A 17,524-nucleotide genomic window follows, 5' to 3' on the forward strand; every position below is an offset into this window, starting at 1 on the left:
GATCTCGAAAGGCTCGCATGACCTCCGCTGCTGATGACACTGTCCACGACGTAATCGTTGTCGGTTCGGGCCCCGCCGGATACACCGCCGCGCTTTACACCGCCCGCGCACAGCTGGCGCCGCTGGTCTTCGAGGGCACCTCGTTCGGGGGCGCGTTGATGACCACCACCGAGGTGGAGAACTACCCCGGTTTTCGCGACGGCATCACCGGCCCGGAGCTGATGGACGAGATGCGCGAGCAGGCGCTGCGATTCGGCGCGGACCTGCGGATGGAAGACGTCGAATCGGTGTCGCTGGCAGGCCCGGTCAAATCGGTCACCACCGCCGACGGTCAGACCCATCGGGCCCGGGCCGTCATCCTTGCGATGGGCGCCGCGGCACGCTATTTGCAGGTTCCTGGTGAGCAGGAATTGCTGGGACGCGGCGTGAGTTCGTGTGCCACCTGCGACGGGTTCTTCTTCAAAGATCAGGACATCGCCGTGATCGGCGGCGGCGACTCGGCGATGGAAGAGGCCACCTTCCTCACCCGGTTCGCCCGCAGCGTGACGCTCGTGCACCGCCGCGACGAGTTCCGCGCGTCGAAGATCATGCTCAATCGCGCCCGCAACAACGACAAGATCAAATTCGTCACCAACCACACCGTCGTCGCGGTGGACGGCGAGACGACGGTGACCGGATTGCGGTTGCGCCACAGCACAACCGGTGAGGAGACCACGCTTCCGGTGACCGGAGTGTTCGTCGCGATCGGCCACGAGCCGCGTTCGGCCCTGGTGCGCGATACCGTCGACGTCGACCCAGACGGCTATGTGCTGGTGCAGGGACGCACCACGAGCACCTCGGTGGAGGGTGTGTTTGCCGCCGGCGACCTGGTGGACCGCACCTACCGCCAGGCGGTCACGGCCGCGGGCAGTGGCTGCGCCGCGGCCATCGACGCCGAGCGTTGGCTGGCCGAACACGCGGATGCTCAGGCTTTTTCCGAGGCTGAAACGCTGACAGTACCGACACACTGATAATTGATAGGAGCACCACCGATGACCGACTCCGAGAATGCCGGGGCCACAATAGAAGTTTCCGACGCGTCCTTTTCCACCGACGTGTTGTCGAGTAATAAGCCTGTGCTGGTTGACTTTTGGGCAACCTGGTGCGGACCGTGCAAGATGGTCGCCCCGATACTCGAGGAGATCGCGGCCGAGCGGTCAGAACAGCTCACCGTCGCCAAGCTGGACGTGGACGCCAACCCGGAGACAGCGCGCGACTTCCAGGTCGTGTCAATCCCGACGATGATCTTGTTCAAGGACGGTCAACCGGTGAAGCGGATCGTCGGCGCCAAGGGCAAAGCGGCGCTGCTGCGCGAGCTTTCCGATCTGGTTCCCAACGTCACCTGACCTTTTTGGGTCGCGGCACGACGCCCTGTGTTTAGCCTGGGGTTTTCCGGAAATCCCCAACGATCTGAGACAATAACGGTCAGTTGTTGTGCCCTGTTATGCCCCAATAAGCCTTTGTCAGCGCATTAGCGAGTCCCGGAGGGCCCTTGGTATGCCGAGTCCGCGCCGCGAACACGGCGATGTGCTGCGCTGTGGAGACCGCAGCGCGGCTGTCACCGAGATCCGGGTCGCGCTGTCTGCGCTGGGGCTGCTGGACAACCCCGACGAAGACCTGACCACTGGCAGGCATGTCGCGCTCGAGCTGTTCGACGCCGAGCTCGACCACGCAGTGCGCGCGTTCCAGCAGCATCGCGGGCTGCTCGTGGACGGCGTTGTCGGCGAAGCCACTCACCGGGCATTGAAGGAAGCCTCGTACCGGCTGGGTGCCCGCACGCTGTATCACCAATTCGGCGCACCGCTTTACGGCGATGACGTCGCCACTCTGCAGGCCCGGCTACAGGACCTCGGTTTCTACACCGGCCTGGTCGACGGATACTTCGGCTTGCAGACACACAACGCGCTGATGTCGTATCAGCGTGAGTATGGGATGGCCGCTGACGGTATCTGCGGCCCGGAAACGTTGCGCTCCTTGTACTTTCTGAGTTCGCGCGTCACCGGCGGCTCACCACACGCGATTCGCGAGGAAGAGCTGGTCCGCCGATCCGGCCCGAAGCTTTCTGGCAAGCGGATCATTATCGATCCGGGCCGTGGCGGCGCGGACCACGGAGCGATCACGCAAGGCCCGGGCGGCCCCATCAGCGAAGCAGATGTGTTGTGGGACTTGGCAAGTCGGCTTGAAGGTCGGATGACCGCCATTGGAATGGAAACCTTCCTGTCCCGCCCGACCAACCGAAGCCCGTCGGACGCCGAACGCGCCGCTACCGCCAACAACGTCGGCGCAGACCTGATGATCAGCCTGCGCTGCGAAACTCAGACCAGCCCCGCACCGAACGGCGTCGCCTCTTTCCACTTCGGCAACTCGCATGGTTCGGTCTCCACCATCGGCCGCAATCTCGCCGACTTCATTCAGCGAGAAGTGGTGGCCCGCACCGGTTTACGCGACTGTCGTACGCATGGCCGGACGTGGGATCTGCTCACGCTGACTCGGATGCCGACCGTTCAAGTCGACGTCGGTTACATCTCCAACCCGCGCGATCGCGCGATGTTGGTTTCAACGCAGACCCGCGATGCCATCGCCGAAGGTATCCTCGCTGCGGTCAAGCGGCTATATCTGCTCGGCAAGAATGACCGGCCCACCGGCACATTTACCTTCGCCGAGTTACTTGCCCACGAACTGTCAGTCGAACGGGCCAGCAGACTCGGCGGTTCTTAAGCCGCTGACGCTGGCCGGCCCCGACCCTGCCCCCGCCCCCACCGGCTCTTGCAACTGGGCATTAGCCAGCAGGCGCTCCAGGGCGGCCTCGACTTCGGCCTTCCAGCCCAGCCCCTTGTCCAACTCAAGCCGCAGCCGCGGGAAGTACGGGTGCGGTGCCACCACGACAAAGCCGACGTCCTTCAAGAAATCCGCAGCGATGATGCAGTGATCGACCGAGCAGTCGCCAAGAGCTTCCAGCACCGGCCGCACATCGGGGTCCACCCCGCGTGGATCCTGCAACTCGGCGGCCGCCTCGGTGCGGCCGAAAGCCTCCAGCGCGCGCACTCCGCGGCGGACCAACTCGTCGATCACCCGGGCGATGAGGCTGTGCGGCAGGTCGTCGGTAGCTTGTCCAGGCTCCACCCCCATCGACGTCAGCAACACCGCATCCGCGGACACCGGCGCGGTAGGAAACCGGTGCGCCCGTGGCACTGCGCCCGGTGGAGCGTAGAGCACATATCCCAGGCACGGCGGCTCGGCGTGGCTGCGTTCGTCCTGAATCGCCGTCGCGACCTGACCGCAGGAGCCCCACTCCAGCATCACCATCGACAACCAGGCTTCCTTTTCGAACTCAGGGTCAGCGAGGTGGTCTTGGTTGCCGAGGGTCGCCGGGTCCACCTCCCAGAAGACGCAGCGGCGCGCGTGCTTGGGGAGGTGCTCAAAGGCTTCGAGCCGCAGCGGCGTGATTCGAGCGGACACTAGCCTCCTGGCCTCCGTGCGGTACTGCAGCCAATGGAAAAATTCTGCCCCCGCAGCCTCTCCAGAATAGGAGAGTTTGTTGCCTTCAGGCCAGTCCTGCCCAGTCTTGCCCCTGCCGCGCCAGCCGCTCCCTCGTCGCGCATCGAAATGGCTTGACGCACAGCGGGTCTGCGTTGGATCACGGTGCTTTTCGCACGGGGAATTGTCGCGGTGTCACAGTGACGTAATTACACAATGTGGCTGGGTCAGGTGCCAGACGGGGTCATCATGTCGATGATTCGCTGCAGATCGTCCACCGAGCCGAACTCGACCACGATCTTGCCTTTACGTTTGCCGAGGCTGACCGTCACCCGGGTCTCGAAAGCGTTCGACAGTCGGTCGGCAACGTCCTGGAGGCCCGGCATCTGAATCGGCTTGCGGCGCGGTGACGCCGGCGTGTTCGTGTCGCCGCGATTGGCCAAAGTGACCGCCTCCTCGGTGGCCCGCACCGACAGGCCCTCCGCGACGATCCGGCTGGCCAGTTCTTCCTGCGCATCGGGGCCGGCCTCCAGGGACAACAGAGCGCGGGCATGGCCCGCAGACAGCACGCCCGCGGCCACCCGGCGCTGCACCGGGATCGGCAGCTTAAGCAGCCGGATCATGTTCGTGATCAGCGGTCGCGAACGGCCGATGCGCGCCGCCAGTTCATCGTGGGTGACATCGAACTCGTCGAGCAGTTGCTGGTACGCCGCCGCCTCTTCCAAGGGGTTCAGCTGCACCCGGTGAATGTTCTCCAACAGGGCGTCACGCAGCAGATTGTCGTCGCCCGTCGCGCGCACGATGGCCGGGATGGTGGCCAGGCCCGCCTCCTGGGCCGCCCGCCAGCGCCGCTCCCCCATCACGATCTGGTATCGCGCGCCGCTCTCCGATTCGGACGCCGCCCGCACCACGATCGGCTGCAACAGGCCGAACTCACGGATGGAGTGCACCAGCTCCGACAGCGCCTCCTCGTCGAAAACCTGCCGCGGCTGCCGAGGATTGCGCTCGATGTCGGTGGGCGCGATCTCGCGATACACCGCCCCCATAGACCCCGCAGACCCCGTAGCCCCGGCGTCCGGCCCGGCAGGTGTACCTCCCCCAATCAGCACATCGGCGGCCGCGCTTCCCATCCGCGGGCCGAGCGTCGCTGGTCCGGAGTCGGCATCCGCAGGACCGGTCGGGATCAGCGAAGCCAGTCCCCGGCCGAGGCCGCCCTTCCTACGCAACGGCTGTGTCATGGTTGTCCCTTCGCGGATGGTGGCTGATCGCGGTTGGCGAGTTCGCGGCTTGCGTCGAGATAGCTCATCGCGCCCCGTGACCCGGGGTCGTAGTCGATGATCGTCATGCTGTAGCCGGGCGCCTCGGAAACCTTGACGCTGCGGGGAATCACCGTACGCAATACCTTGCTCCCAAAGTACCGGCGCACCTCTTCGGCCACCTGGTCGGCGAGCTTGGTCCGCCCGTCGTACATGGTCAGGATCACGGTGCTCACGTCGAGCTGAGGATTGAGGTGGGCCTTGACCATCTCGATGTTGCGCATCAGTTGCGACACACCCTCAAGCGCGTAGTACTCGCACTGGATCGGGATCATCACCTCCGGCGCGGCGACGAGCGCGTTGATGGTCAGCAGCCCGAGCGACGGTGGGCAGTCGATGAAGACGTAGTCGAAGTCGAAGTTGTCTAGTTCGCCCAGGGCGGTGCGCAATCGGTTCTCGCGCGCCACCATGCTGACCAATTCGATCTCGGCGCCGGCCAGATCGATGGTCGCCGGTACGCAGAACAGGCGCTCGCTGTGGGGGCTGGGTCGCAGCGCCTCCTGCAAACCGACCTCGCCGAGAAGTACCTCATACGAAGAGGGAGTGCCGGATTGCCGATCGGTGATCCCGAGTGCCGTACTCGCGTTGCCTTGCGGATCAAGGTCGATGACGAGCGTCTTGAGTCCTTGCACCGCGAGCGCGGCCGCGAGGTTGACCGCGGTGGTGGTCTTGCCCACGCCGCCCTTTTGGTTCGCGATGGTGAACAGCCGGCGGTGGCGCGGCCGCGGCAGTGGCTCGTGCGTGGTGTGCAGAACCCGCATGGCGCGTTCGGCGGCAGCCCCGATGGGCGTGTCGATTTCGTCGGATGTTTCACGTGAAACATCGGCAGTCATGCCCGGCTCCTGGGGCCCGGCCGGCCCTGCCGGCGCCGCCTGCTCCTCGTGCGGCGTACCCACCGACGACGGAGGCGCATCGCTCCAACCTCGGGGAGAACTCATCGCGTTCCCCTGTTCGTCTCTCGTGCGGACCCGTGTCGCGAGTAGCTGCCTCGCCGCGCTAACACCACGGTCGCGGGCGGACGCAAGTAGTTCGCGCCACATGTCACCACCCTGACATCAACCGCGCCCGTCGCCTCCATTACACGCCGGTGTTGCCGGACTTCCTCAAGAGCGTGCTCCCCTTTGATCGCGACCATCCGCCCGCCCGTCCGTAGCAATGGCATGCTCCACTTCGTCAACTTGTCCAAGGCTGCCACCGCACGCGACACCGCGGCGTCTTTCTCGCCGATCTGTTCGCGAACCCATGCCTCTTCGGCGCGGCCGCGCACCACGTCGACGGGCAACCCGAGCTCGGCCACGGCCTCCCGAAGGAAGTCACTCCGGCGCAGCAGTGGTTCGAGGAGGACGATCTCAAGATCGGGCCGGGCAATCGCCAACGGCAGCCCCGGCAATCCAGCTCCGCTGCCGATGTCCACGACCCGCTCCCCCGGATCAAGGAGCTCACTCACCGCCGCACTGTTCAACAGGTGCCGGTCCCAAAGCCGGTCCACCTCGCGCGGCCCCAGCAGTCCGCGTTCCACGCCGGCGCCCGCCAACAGCTCGGCGTACCGTTGGGCGATCTCGAGACGCGGCCCAAAGAGCGCGGCTGCCGCCTCGGATCCCGCATCACCTGGCACCGCCGGGGACACGGCTCCCTCGCAAGGGTTGACATGTTTCACGTGAAACATCCCCTTCTCGGGCGCCGGCTTGGCTGCCCGCGCGAACTACATAGCTGTAACTCAGTCCGTCTAGTCGTGCAGAACAACAACCCGGCGCGACGGCTCGACGCCCTCGCTTTCACTGTGCACGCCGGGCACCGCCGCGACGGCGTCGTGCACGATCTTCCGCTCGAATGGCGTCATGGGAGAAAGCTCTTCGCGCTCGCCCGTCTTGAGCACCCGCCGCGCTACCTTGTCGCCCAGCGCCGCCAATTCCTCGCGGCGGCCCCTCCGCCAGCTCGCGATGTCGAGCATCAATCGACTCCGCACGCCGGTCTTCTGGTGTACCGCCAGACGCGTGAGTTCTTGCAGGGCGTCGAGCACCTCGCCGCCGCGACCGACCAACTTGTTCAAGTCGTCGCTGCCGTCGATGCTCACCACCGCCCGGCTGCCTTCGACGTCCAGATCGATGTCGCCGTCGAAGTCCAGCAGGTCCAACAGCTCCTCTAGATAGTCGCCGGCGATTTCCCCCTCGGCGACCAACCGCTCCTCCAGGTCGTCACCTTCGTCGGCGCCGGCATCCGCCGTCGCTTCGTCCTCCGAAGCGTCGTCAGTGTCGTCAATGGGTGATTGTGCGTCCAGTTCCGTATCGGCGTCGCGCTCGGTGGTGGTCTCGGCGTCCGTCATGGCTTTCTCTCTTCCTCAATCCACGGGCCCGTGTTTGTTGTGGGGTCGCTCGCCCGACTCGACCCCGCTAAAGGTCTGGCAGCCCTCTGGCTCTGCGGTCAGCGTTTGCGTTTCTTCGGCCGCGCCCCGGGTCGCGGGGTGCGGTTGGTCGGGGTGTTGTTCCGTGCGGGTGTCGGCTTGTTCGCTTCGGTCTCTGCGTTCTCTGCTTCGGTCACCTGGCCGGCGGAACCCGGATCTGCCGACGAGCCGTCACCGCTCGCCGGTGCCGATTTGGCTTGGCGCCGTGGCTTGGCGCCCGGCGCCGGCGCGTTCGCCGCCCGGCGCTGGATCACTTCTTGCTTCTTGGCTTCTTCCTCTTTTTCGATCTTGCCGAACACGTAGTGCTGCTGAGCGAACGTCCAGATGTTGTTCGAGAACCAGTACAAGATGATCGCCAACGGCAGGAACGGTCCACCGACGACAACGCCGAGGGGAAACACGTACAACGCGAGCTTGTTCATCATCGCCGTCTGAGGATTGGCCGCCGCCTCCGCGCTCTGCCGGGCCACCGACGCGCGGCTGTTGAAGTACGTCGCAATGCCCGCCATGATCATCACTGGCGCACCGACCGCGATCACCGCAGGACGGCTGAAGTTCGTAAACGCGTCCAAGCCCGCATGTTGCGTCATGAACGCACCGATCGGCGCACCCCACAGGTTGGCGTCGAGGAAGTGGCCCACGTCGGCCGGCGTGAACACGTAGTTCCCGGTCAGCCGGTTCTGAATTACCGACATGTGTGGCTGGCCAATGCCTCCGGTCGTGCGGTTGAACGATCGTAAGACGTGGTAGAGGCCCAGGAACACCGGGATCTGCGCCAGCATCGGCAAGCACCCCAGGATGGGATTGAACCCGTGCTCGCGTTGCAGCTTCTGCATCTCGAGCGCCATGCGCTGGCGGTCCTTGCCGTACTTCTTTTGCAGCGCCTTGATCTGGGGTTGCAGCTCCTGCATCTGCCGGGTGGTGCGGATCTGGCGGACGAACGGTTGGTAGAGCAGCGCGCGCAAGCTGAACACCAAGAACATCACCGACAGCGCCCACGCGAAGAAGTTCGACGGGCCCAACACAGCGGCGAACAGCTTGTACCAGACCCACATGATCCACGACACCGGGTAATAAACGACGTCGAGACTGAACGGATCAAACGACAAGAGACTCACCTTCCCCTAGCTCCGCTGGGGAGCCCCAGGCGTTGCTGCTGTGATCAAAGTCATCGGAGCACGCCCGGCAACTCCGGCGATGTGGCAGGCGCTCCGGTATCGGATCCCATCCACCGCGATGCCAAGGTCCGCACTTCGCGAGCCTGCCGGCGGCCAACCAACTCCCACGGATCAAGCCGTATTCGGTCAGCGCGTCAACCGCGTACTGGCTACAGGTCGGAACAAAGCGGCACGACGCCGGTCGCAACGGCGAAACCATGTGCCGGTACAGCTGGATCACCAAGACCAGCCCGCGGACGCAGCGCGCGGACAAATTCACCGTTGCGTTCCCGACAGGTCGAATGCGCGTCGCAACCCGGTTCGCAGCTGCTGCTCTAGCCACGCCGACGAGACGTGCCGGCTGCTCGGCAATGCCCGGATCACCACCTGATCGGATCCGTGAAGATCGCCCAACATGGTGCGCGCGACGTGCCGCAGCCGACGGGCGACTCGATGGCGTTCGACGGCCGAACCTACCGGCTTGGCGATGATCAGCCCAACACGCGGACCGTTGCCCGCCTCGTGGTTACTCCCCCGCCTGACGTGAACGACGATGTCAGGTTGCACTGTGCGCACCCCATATTTCACGGTCGCATCGAATTCAGTCGCCCGCCTCATGCGGTTGCGTGCGGAAAGCACCGCAAAACTCGGTATTGCGATCAGGCAGACAGTGCGCGGCGGCCCTTGCGGCGCCGGCTGGACACAATCGAACGTCCAGCGCGAGTGCGCATTCGCAGACGGAAACCGTGCACGCGGGCTCGGCGCCGGTTGTTCGGCTGGAAGGTCCGCTTGCCCTTGGCCACGGCGTTCTCCTCGTCATATCGAGCTCAAAAGATCTGAGCCGTCCCGGCCGCTCATGCTTCGCCAGCACGTCGGTCAGGGGTGGTCTTGCTGCTGGCCGGCGCGGTCCCCTAGCACATCATCCTGGGTCGCAGCCGTATCGCCGACTTTCGGGCGACTGTTTGAGGGTACTGACGAGCGTTCGCTGGGTCAAACCTGGCTGAAAACTGGCTGAAAACTGGCTTAGCCCAACGGACGCGCTCCAACACTTACGTAAACGGTTGGCACCAACAAACCCAACCCACGCAATCTCCGCGGTAACCGAAACCAACCGGAAAAGAACCCGTCTGAATGCAACAGAACTGTTGGCAGCCGGACGGAAAACTGTTAGCTTCAGCCAGTGCCGTTTCAGACTGGAGCGGTGGTCGACAACGAAGCGAGGATGGCGGATCGACTAGCTGTCTAGACGACCTGCACGGGTTGTCTCCAGCACGGAGATCGCGAGCTGTTGCCACGAGGCTCCAGCTCACTGAACGATCATCCTGTCCACACCTGTGTATAACTATGTGGACAGTCACTTTTGTCGCCACCCGAACCCGGAACTCACGAGAGCCAGGGAGATGCGTCGTTGACCGATGATCCCGGTTCAGGTTTCACGTCGGTGTGGCATGCGGTCGTCTCCGAACTCAACGGCGAGTCCCCCTCGGACAACCTAGACAACGGGGTCGCAAACCATAGCGCTCTCATCACTCCATTAACCCCTCAGCAACGAGCCTGGCTGAATCTCGTCCAGCCGCTCACCATCGTCGAGGGATTTGCTCTGTTGTCGGTGCCGAGCAGCTTTGTCCAAAATGAGATCGAACGTCACCTGCGCACGCCGATTACCGATGCGTTGAGTCGGCGGCTCGGACAGCAGATACAGCTCGGGGTCCGCATCGCACCGCCGTCCTCCGGCGACGACACCGCCTTCTCCCAAGACACCGTCATCCCTGAACCGGAACTGTTATCGGAAGCCGACGACGACCTGGACACGGAGGCCGACGAGGCGGACGAAAACGGTGACCCTCTCGGCGATGCTCAACAGAGCTGGCCGACGTACTTCACCGAGCGCCCGCACAGCAGCGAATCGGCTGCCGCCGCCGGCGGAACCAGCCTCAACCGCCGCTACACGTTCGATACTTTCGTGATCGGTGCTTCCAATCGGTTCGCACATGCCGCCACTCTGGCGATCGCCGAAGCACCCGCCCGTGCCTACAACCCTCTGTTCATTTGGGGCGAGTCGGGTCTGGGCAAGACACACCTGTTGCATGCGGCCGGCAACTACGCGCAACGCCTGTTCCCCGGGATGCGGGTCAAATACGTCTCCACCGAGGAATTCACCAACGACTTCATCAACTCCCTACGTGACGATCGCAAGGTCGCGTTCAAGCGCAGCTACCGCGACGTCGACGTGTTACTCGTCGATGACATCCAATTCATCGAAGGCAAGGAAGGCATCCAGGAGGAGTTCTTCCACACCTTCAACACGCTGCACAACGCCAACAAGCAGATCGTCATCTCCTCTGACCGCCCGCCCAAACAACTCGCCACCCTCGAGGACCGACTGAGGACCCGGTTCGAGTGGGGGCTGATTACCGACGTGCAGCCCCCGGAGCTGGAGACCCGCATCGCCATCCTGCGCAAGAAAGCTCAGATGGAACGGCTCGCGGTGCCCGACGACGTACTCGAGCTCATCGCCAGCAGCATCGAACGCAACATCCGCGAACTCGAGGGCGCTCTCATCCGGGTGACCGCGTTCGCGTCGCTGAACAAAACCCCGATCGACAAGGCGCTGGCCGAGATTGTGCTCCGCGATCTCATTGCCGACGCCAGCAACCTACAGATCAGCGCAGCGACGATCATGGCCGCCACCGCCGAATACTTCGACACCACCGTCGAAGAGTTGCGCGGCCCCGGCAAGACCCGGGCGCTGGCACAGTCGCGGCAGATCGCGATGTACCTGTGCCGCGAACTCACCGACTTGACGCTGCCCAAGATCGGCCAGGCGTTCGGCCGCGACCACACCACGGTGATGTACGCCCAACGCAAGATCTCGTCGGAACTGGCCGAGCGACGCGAGGTGTTCGATCACGTCAAGGAGCTCACCACCCGCATTCGGCAGCGCTCCAAGCGCTGATCCTGCAAAAAACTTCTGGCTCGCAAGTCACATCAGCCACAACTCGGCAGTGTGGGCCGTTTTGTGCACAATCGACTCAAACATCGCTGCGGGCTTCGGATTTTCGTGCACAAGCGTACGCAATCCCCAGGAGTCCAACACGGGGCGCAAAGTTATCCACGGCGTCATCCACAACCTGAGCCCGCCCCTAGCTGCGCCAAGACAAGCTGTCCCCAAGATGCACACCCCTTAATACTGTTACTGAGATCTCTTCCTCATTTCTTCTTTGAAAACCGCCGTTGGGGACATCGATCGCACAGACGTCGCAAACCTCGCGTTGACCAGCCTTGTCAGCCTTTGCGATTAGCTTTCAAGTTGGCGCTGAACGATCTACGGTTGTTCTTCGACTGCTGTTGCGGCCGTCGTAGCGCATGATGTGCCACCTTGGGAGTCAGCAGTAGCCAGGGGTGGCCCGGGCACTGGATTTCGACTGCTAGGTGAAGGGAAGCCATGGACGCGGCGACGACAAGAGCTGGCCTCACCGACTTGAAGTTTCGTTTGGTGCGAGAGTCCTTCGCCGAGGCGGTGTCGTGGGTGGCGAAGAATTTGCCCACCAGGCCAGCGGTGCCGGTTCTGTCGGGAGTCTTGCTAGCCGGCTCCGACGACGGCCTGACCATTTCGGGATTCGACTACGAGGTTTCCGCCGAGGCGCAAGTTGCTGCCGAAATAGCTTCTCCCGGAAGCGTTTTGGTATCCGGTCGGTTGTTGTCAGACATTACGCGGGCGCTGCCCGACAAGCCGGTTGACTTCTACGTGGACGGTAATCGCGTCGCATTGACCTGCGGAAGCGCCAGGTTCTCGCTGCCGACAATGGCGGTTGAGGATTACCCCACGCTGCCGGTGCTGCCGGAAGAGACCGGGACGTTGCCAGCAGATCTGTTCGCCGAAGCCATCAGTCAGGTTGCGATTGCCGCCGGTCGGGATGACACGTTGCCCATGTTGACCGGAATTCGGGTCGAGATCTCAGGTGACACGGTAGTTTTGGCCGCCACCGACAGGTTCCGTTTGGCAGTTCGCGAGTTGACGTGGTCGGCGTTGTCGTCCGACATCGAGGCGGCGGTGCTGGTGCCGGCGAAGACGCTCGCCGAGGCCGCCAAAACCGGCACCGGCTCCGATGTTCGTTTGTCGTTGGGTTCCGGCTTGGGCGTCGGAAAGGACGGGTTACTCGGCATCAGCGGCAGTGGCAAGCGCAGCACCACTCGGCTTCTTGATGCTGAGTTCCCGAAGTTCCGGCAGCTGTTGCCGGCTGAGCACACCTCGGTGGCGACGATCAACGTCGCTGAGTTGACCGAAGCGATCAAGTTGGTCGCGTTGGTCGCGGACCGAGGCGCCCAGGTGCGTATGGAGTTTGCCGACGGCATGCTGCGGCTTTCCGCCGGGGCGGATGATGTCGGCCGGGCTGAGGAAGACCTTCCGGTGGACTTCGTCGGCGAACCACTGACCATCGCGTTCAACCCGACCTATCTGACCGACGGGCTGGCATCGGTGCACTCGGAGCGGGTGTCGTTTGGTTTCACAACGCCGGGTAAGCCCGCGCTGCTGCGTCCAGCAGCCGAAGGCGACGATGTTCCGTCAGGGAATGGCCCCTTTGCCGCCCCGCCCACGGACTACGTGTATTTGTTGATGCCCGTCCGGTTGCCTGGGTAAGTGTACGTCCGGCATTTGGGACTACGTGACTTCCGGTCCTGGGCGCACGCCGATCTCGAATTGGAACCGGGGCGGACAGTGTTTGTCGGTCCGAACGGTTATGGCAAGACGAATTTGATTGAGGCACTTTGGTATTCGACCACCCTGGGTTCACATCGGGTGGGTACCGATGCGCCGCTCATCCGGGCGGGTGCACCCCGGGCGGTGGTTTCGACGATCATCGTCAATGAGGGTCGAGAGTGTGCGATCGATCTGGAAATCGCTACGGGGCGGGCCAACAAGGCGCGGTTGAACCGTTCACCGGTGCGCAGCACTCGCGAAGTGGTCGGGGTATTACAGGCGGTGCTGTTCGCACCCGAAGACCTCGCCCTGGTTCGCGGGGATCCCGCCGATCGCCGTCGCTATCTGGATGATTTGGCGACGGTGCGGAGGCCGACGGTCGCCGGCGTGCGTGCCGACTACGACAAAGTTCTGCGGCAGCGCACGGCGCTGTTGAAATCGTTGTCCGGCGCTCGACACCGCAGTGATCAAGCTGCCCTGGAAACCCTCGATGTCTGGGACAGCCGGCTCGCGGAGTACGGCGCTCAACTGATGGCCGCCCGTATTGATCTGGTCAATCAATTGGCGCCAGAGGTGGAAAAGGCTTACCAGCTGTTAGCGCCGGGGTCGCGACCGGCGGCGATAGCCTATCGCGCAAGTCTGGATGCCGGCCTGAATTCTGACACCGATCGGGAGCGGCTCGAAGCGGCGTTGTTGGCTGCGCTTTCGGCGCGGCGGGCTGCCGAATTGGAACGCGGGATGTGTCTCGTCGGACCCCATCGCGACGATCTGGAATTGCGACTAGGCGATCAAGTCGCCAAAGGCTTTGCCAGCCACGGGGAATCGTGGTCGTTCGCGGTGGCGTTGCGTCTGGCGGCCTACGAGTTATTGCGCGCCGATGGCAGCGAGCCGGTGTTGTTGCTCGATGACGTGTTCGCTGAACTCGACGCGGCCCGCCGTCGTGCATTAGCGGCGGTGGCGGAATCGGCGGAGCAGGTGTTGGTAACCGCGGCGGTGCTGGAAGACATTCCCGCGGACTGGGACGCTAGGCGGGTGACCATCGATCTGCGCGACGATGACTCTGGTCGGGTTTCGGTGGTGCAACTATGAGCGACTCCGAAGACCGTCCCGAGCCCGACAAGGTTGAGGCACTAGGTGACTTGACGGGTATCGATCTGGTCAGGCGGACTCTCGAGGAAGCCCGCGCGGCGGCCCGAGCCCAGGGGAAAGACGCCGGCCGGGGCCGATCAGCGCCGCCCGCGAGGCGTCGCGTCGCAGGGTACCGGCGGAGCTGGTCGGGTCCTGGTCCCGACGTTCGGGATCCCCAGCCCCTGGGCAGGGTGGCGCGCGAACTGGCGAAAAAGCGCGGATGGTCCGCACACGTCGCCGAGGGCACCGTGCTCGGTCACTGGTCAGCGGTGGTCGGGCAGCAGATCGCCGAACACGCAACCCCGATCGGACTGAGCGACGGGGTCCTCAGCGTGACAGCCGAATCGACGGCGTGGGCGACGCAGTTGAGGATGATTCAGGCGCAGCTGTTGGCAAAGATCGCCGCAGCCGTCGGCAATGGCGTGGTGACATCGCTGAAAATCACCGGCCCGTCGGCGCCGTCCTGGCGTAAGGGGCCACGGCACATCGCCGGCAGGGGGCCCCGTGACACCTATGGATAGGGTGTCCCGCAGGCGCGAAGCCGCCCCCGTACCCGCACCGGCCGACGGCGGTCTCAGAGCCGCCAGGACGCTGCAGACCAGGGTGACTGGCGTCGGGACGTGCGTGGAATAAAGATATCGAGCACACGGCGCGGTTAGATAGGTAGAAACGCGCCCAGAAAATCGGTCCCGACGACCGATCACGGTAGAGTGGAGTATGCGATCGCTGCGGTGACTGGACCGCTCCTACTAACCCCCAAGGAGAGCATTCGGACCGTGGCTGCCCAGAAAAAGAAGGCACAAGATGAATACGGCGCTTCGGCGATCACCGTTCTCGAAGGTCTCGAAGCTGTCCGCAAACGCCCGGGCATGTACATCGGGTCCACCGGTGAGCGTGGCTTGCACCACCTTGTCTGGGAGGTAGTCGACAACTCGGTGGACGAGGCGATGGCCGGCTACGCCACCCAGGTCGATGTGCGACTGCTCGATGACGGCAGCGTTGAGGTCGCGGACAACGGGCGTGGTATCCCGGTCGCCATGCACTCCACCGGCGCGCCCACTGTCGACGTCGTAATGACGCAACTGCATGCTGGCGGCAAATTCGGCGGTGAGAACAGTGGCTACAACGTCAGCGGCGGTTTGCACGGCGTCGGCGTCTCGGTGGTCAATGCCTTGTCCACGCGGCTCGAGGTCGATGTCAAACGCGACGGGCACGAGTGGTCGCAGTTCTACGACCACGCCGTGCCGGGAACCCTCAAGCAGGGCGAAGCCACCAAGAAGACGGGAACCACCATCAGGTTCTGGGCCGACCCCGACATCTTCGAAACCACCGACTACGACTTCGAGACGGTGGCGCGCCGACTGCAGGAAATGGCATTCCTCAACAAGGGATTGACCATCAACCTCACCGACGAGCGGGTGACCAAGGAAGAGGTCGTCGACGAGGTCGTCAGCGACACCGCCGAAGCGCCCAAGTCCGCCGAAGAAAAAGCGGCCGAATCGACCGCACCGCACAAGGTCAAGCACCGCACCTTCCACTACGCCGGCGGGTTGGTGGATTTCGTCAAGCACATCAACCGCACCAAGAGCCCGATCCAGCAGAGCATCATCGACTTCGATGGCAAGGGCACCGGCCACGAGGTCGAAATCGCGATGCAGTGGAACGGCGGCTATTCGGAGTCGGTGCACACCTTCGCCAACACCATCAACACCCACGAGGGCGGCACCCACGAAGAGGGCTTCCGCAGCGCTTTGACGTCGGTGGTGAACAAGTACGCCAAAGACAAGAAGCTCCTCAAGGAGAAGGACGCCAACCTCACCGGCGACGACATCCGTGAGGGCCTGGCCGCCGTCATTTCGGTGAAAGTCAGCGAACCGCAATTCGAGGGCCAGACCAAAACCAAGCTGGGCAACACCGAGGTGAAGTCGTTCGTGCAGAAGGTGTGCAACGAACAGCTCACGCACTGGTTTGAGGCCAACCCGACCGAGGCGAAAACCGTTGTGAACAAAGCGGTGTCCTCGGCGCAGGCGCGCATCGCGGCGCGCAAGGCACGGGAGTTGGTGCGGCGCAAGAGCGCCACCGACCTCGGCGGCCTGCCCGGTAAGCTCGCCGACTGCCGCTCCACCGATCCGCGGAAATCCGAACTGTATGTAGTGGAAGGTGATTCGGCCGGCGGCTCCGCGAAAAGCGGCCGCGACTCGATGTTCCAGGCGATCCTCCCGCTGCGGGGCAAGATCATCAACGTGGAGAAGGCCCGCATCGACCGGGTGTTGAAGAACACCGAAGTCCAGGCCATCATCACCGCGTTGGGCACCGGCATCCACGACGAGTTCGATCTCACCAAACTGCGCTACCACAAGATCGTGTTGATGGCCGACGCCGACGTTGACGGACAACACATTTCGACATTGCTGTTGACGCTGTTGTTCCGGTTCATGCGGCCGCTGATCGAAAACGGACACGTGTTCTTGGCGCAACCGCCGCTGTACAAGCTGAAGTGGCAGCGCAGCGATCCGGAATTCGCCTACTCCGACCGCGAGCGCGACGGTCTGCTGGAGGCGGGGCTGAAGGCCGGCAAGAAGATCAATAAGGAAGACGGCATCCAGCGGTACAAAGGTCTGGGTGAGATGGATGCCAAGGAGCTGTGGGAAACCACGATGGACCCGTCAGTCAGGGTCCTGCGTCAAGTGACCCTCGATGACGCCGCGGCCGCCGACGAGTTGTTCTCCATCTTGATGGGCGAGGACGTCGAGGCGCGGCGAAGCTTTATCACCCGCAACGCCAAGGACGTTCGCTTCCTGGATGTCTGATGAATCAGGCGCGGCCCAACTATGCGATGCAAATGAGGAATTAGATGACTGACACGACGCTGCCGCCTGGCGACGAGGCCGGCGACCGGATCGAGCCGGTTGACATACAGCAGGAGATGCAGCGGAGCTATATCGACTACGCGATGAGCGTGATCGTCGGCCGCGCGCTACCGGAAGTGCGCGACGGCCTCAAGCCGGTGCACCGCCGGGTGCTGTATGCGATGTACGACTCGGGATTCCGTCCGGACCGTAGTCATGCCAAGTCGGCACGATCGGTCGCCGAGACGATGGGTAACTACCACCCGCACGGCGACGCATCGATCTACGACACCCTGGTGCGGATGGCGCAGCCGTGGTCGCTGCGCTACCCGTTGGTCGACGGCCAGGGCAACTTCGGTTCGCCGGGCAACGACCCACCAGCCGCGATGAGGTACTGTACCACTGGAGAGGCATTGGTACGCTTGCCATTTGGGCAATCTGTGCGGATCGCCGAT

At 63.7% G+C, this 17,524-nt stretch carries 18 protein-coding genes; 9 read left to right on the forward strand and 9 right to left on the reverse strand.

The features are described 5' to 3' along the window. Positions 1-17 precede the first annotated feature (17 nt). The 3 genes from trxB to ACLP9N_RS08450 all read left to right on the forward strand — a co-directional run bounded on the left by trxB (position 18) and on the right by ACLP9N_RS08450 (position 2,757). Positions 18-1,010, forward strand: coding sequence for a thioredoxin-disulfide reductase (gene trxB, locus ACLP9N_RS08440; RefSeq protein WP_442406968.1), 993 nt, complete (start codon positions 18-20; stop codon positions 1,008-1,010). A 21-nt stretch (positions 1,011-1,031) separates the two neighbouring features. After that, a complete protein-coding gene (trxA, locus tag ACLP9N_RS08445; RefSeq protein WP_442406969.1) occupies positions 1,032-1,385 on the forward strand; it encodes a thioredoxin in 354 nt (117 codons plus the stop codon). Between the two features lie 151 nt (positions 1,386-1,536). After that, positions 1,537-2,757, forward strand: coding sequence for an N-acetylmuramoyl-L-alanine amidase (locus tag ACLP9N_RS08450; RefSeq protein ID WP_442406970.1), 1,221 nt, complete (start codon positions 1,537-1,539; stop codon positions 2,755-2,757). Here ACLP9N_RS08450 and ACLP9N_RS08455 read toward each other — a convergent pair. The 9 genes from ACLP9N_RS08455 to rpmH form a co-directional block, all read right to left on the reverse strand. Beyond that, a complete protein-coding gene (locus ACLP9N_RS08455; protein WP_442406971.1) occupies positions 2,722-3,498 on the reverse strand; it encodes an acetyltransferase in 777 nt (258 codons plus the stop codon). The two genes, ACLP9N_RS08450 and ACLP9N_RS08455, sit on opposite strands and share 36 nt — an antisense overlap. A gap of 245 nt (positions 3,499-3,743) precedes the next feature. Next, complete coding sequence (locus tag ACLP9N_RS08460; protein ID WP_442406972.1) at positions 3,744-4,754, reverse strand: ParB/RepB/Spo0J family partition protein; 1,011 nt, start codon at positions 4,752-4,754, stop codon at positions 3,744-3,746. Then, positions 4,751-5,770 (reverse strand): ParA family protein, encoded by a 1,020-nt coding sequence (locus ACLP9N_RS08465; RefSeq protein WP_442406973.1) that lies wholly within the window; start codon positions 5,768-5,770, stop codon positions 4,751-4,753. The genes ACLP9N_RS08460 and ACLP9N_RS08465 overlap by 4 nt, the downstream gene beginning before the upstream one ends. Then, complete coding sequence (gene rsmG, locus ACLP9N_RS08470; RefSeq protein ID WP_442406974.1) at positions 5,767-6,498, reverse strand: 16S rRNA (guanine(527)-N(7))-methyltransferase RsmG; 732 nt, start codon at positions 6,496-6,498, stop codon at positions 5,767-5,769. The genes ACLP9N_RS08465 and rsmG overlap by 4 nt, the downstream gene beginning before the upstream one ends. A 60-nt stretch (positions 6,499-6,558) precedes the next feature. Continuing rightward, positions 6,559-7,155 carry a Jag family protein gene (locus ACLP9N_RS08475; RefSeq protein WP_442406975.1) on the reverse strand — a complete coding sequence of 199 codons (597 nt, stop codon included), beginning with the start codon at positions 7,153-7,155 and terminating at the stop codon, positions 6,559-6,561. 98 nt (positions 7,156-7,253) lie between these two features. Beyond that, positions 7,254-8,288: a membrane protein insertase YidC gene (gene yidC / locus ACLP9N_RS08480; protein WP_442406985.1), complete on the reverse strand. Its 1,035-nt coding sequence runs from the start codon at positions 8,286-8,288 to the stop codon at positions 7,254-7,256. A 43-nt stretch (positions 8,289-8,331) separates the two neighbouring features. Continuing rightward, complete coding sequence (yidD, locus tag ACLP9N_RS08485) at positions 8,332-8,610, reverse strand: membrane protein insertion efficiency factor YidD (protein WP_442406986.1); 279 nt, start codon at positions 8,608-8,610, stop codon at positions 8,332-8,334. Between the two features lie 56 nt (positions 8,611-8,666). Then, positions 8,667-9,029, reverse strand: coding sequence for a ribonuclease P protein component (gene rnpA, locus ACLP9N_RS08490; RefSeq protein WP_442406976.1), 363 nt, complete (start codon positions 9,027-9,029; stop codon positions 8,667-8,669). Between the two features lie 20 nt (positions 9,030-9,049). Further along, positions 9,050-9,193: a 50S ribosomal protein L34 gene (gene rpmH / locus ACLP9N_RS08495; protein ID WP_073880743.1), complete on the reverse strand. Its 144-nt coding sequence runs from the start codon at positions 9,191-9,193 to the stop codon at positions 9,050-9,052. A 605-nt stretch (positions 9,194-9,798) separates the two neighbouring features. On the opposite strand from rpmH, the gene dnaA reads away from it, so the two are divergent. The 6 genes from dnaA to ACLP9N_RS08525 all read left to right on the forward strand — a co-directional run. Further along, positions 9,799-11,346 carry a chromosomal replication initiator protein DnaA gene (gene dnaA, locus ACLP9N_RS08500; protein ID WP_442406977.1) on the forward strand — a complete coding sequence of 516 codons (1,548 nt, stop codon included), beginning with the start codon at positions 9,799-9,801 and terminating at the stop codon, positions 11,344-11,346. Positions 11,347-11,835: 489 nt separating this feature from the next. After that, positions 11,836-13,032 carry a DNA polymerase III subunit beta gene (gene dnaN, locus ACLP9N_RS08505; RefSeq protein WP_442406978.1) on the forward strand — a complete coding sequence of 399 codons (1,197 nt, stop codon included), beginning with the start codon at positions 11,836-11,838 and terminating at the stop codon, positions 13,030-13,032. After that, positions 13,033-14,181, forward strand: a complete 1,149-nt coding sequence (gene recF, locus ACLP9N_RS08510; RefSeq protein ID WP_442406979.1) for a DNA replication/repair protein RecF — start codon at positions 13,033-13,035, stop codon at positions 14,179-14,181. Then, positions 14,178-14,741 (forward strand): DUF721 family protein, encoded by a 564-nt coding sequence (locus ACLP9N_RS08515; protein WP_442406980.1) that lies wholly within the window; start codon positions 14,178-14,180, stop codon positions 14,739-14,741. Before recF ends, ACLP9N_RS08515 begins: the two co-directional genes overlap by 4 nt. Before the next feature lie 255 nt (positions 14,742-14,996). Continuing rightward, positions 14,997-17,030, forward strand: a complete 2,034-nt coding sequence (gene gyrB / locus ACLP9N_RS08520) for a DNA topoisomerase (ATP-hydrolyzing) subunit B (protein WP_442406981.1) — start codon at positions 14,997-14,999, stop codon at positions 17,028-17,030. 44 nt (positions 17,031-17,074) lie between these two features. Beyond that, positions 17,075-17,524, forward strand: a 450-nt coding sequence (locus ACLP9N_RS08525) for a DNA gyrase subunit A (RefSeq protein ID WP_442406982.1), incomplete at its 3' end; no start/stop codon positions are given.

This window comes from Mycobacterium sp. (assembly GCF_052144515.1).
Lineage (GTDB): Bacteria > Actinomycetota > Actinomycetes > Mycobacteriales > Mycobacteriaceae > Mycobacterium.

What these genes read in the sequence shown, in the direction of transcription:
- ACLP9N_RS08475 (WP_442406975.1), bottom strand. Translation starts at nt 7,155, where the DNA reads ATGACGGACGCCGAGACCACCACCGAGCGCGACGCCGATACGGAACTG.
- ACLP9N_RS08450 (WP_442406970.1), top strand. Translation starts at nt 1,537, where the DNA reads ATGCCGAGTCCGCGCCGCGAACACGGCGATGTGCTGCGCTGTGGAGAC.
- rsmG (WP_442406974.1), bottom strand. Translation starts at nt 6,498, where the DNA reads ATGTTTCACGTGAAACATGTCAACCCTTGCGAGGGAGCCGTGTCCCCG.
- ACLP9N_RS08460 (WP_442406972.1), bottom strand. Translation starts at nt 4,754, where the DNA reads ATGACACAGCCGTTGCGTAGGAAGGGCGGCCTCGGCCGGGGACTGGCT.
- yidC (WP_442406985.1), bottom strand. Translation starts at nt 8,288, where the DNA reads ATGTGGGTCTGGTACAAGCTGTTCGCCGCTGTGTTGGGCCCGTCGAAC.
- dnaN (WP_442406978.1), top strand. Translation starts at nt 11,836, where the DNA reads ATGGACGCGGCGACGACAAGAGCTGGCCTCACCGACTTGAAGTTTCGT.
- yidD (WP_442406986.1), bottom strand. Translation starts at nt 8,610, where the DNA reads ATGGTTTCGCCGTTGCGACCGGCGTCGTGCCGCTTTGTTCCGACCTGT.
- trxB (WP_442406968.1), top strand. Translation starts at nt 18, where the DNA reads ATGACCTCCGCTGCTGATGACACTGTCCACGACGTAATCGTTGTCGGT.
- ACLP9N_RS08465 (WP_442406973.1), bottom strand. Translation starts at nt 5,770, where the DNA reads ATGAGTTCTCCCCGAGGTTGGAGCGATGCGCCTCCGTCGTCGGTGGGT.
- trxA (WP_442406969.1), top strand. Translation starts at nt 1,032, where the DNA reads ATGACCGACTCCGAGAATGCCGGGGCCACAATAGAAGTTTCCGACGCG.
- ACLP9N_RS08515 (WP_442406980.1), top strand. Translation starts at nt 14,178, where the DNA reads ATGAGCGACTCCGAAGACCGTCCCGAGCCCGACAAGGTTGAGGCACTA.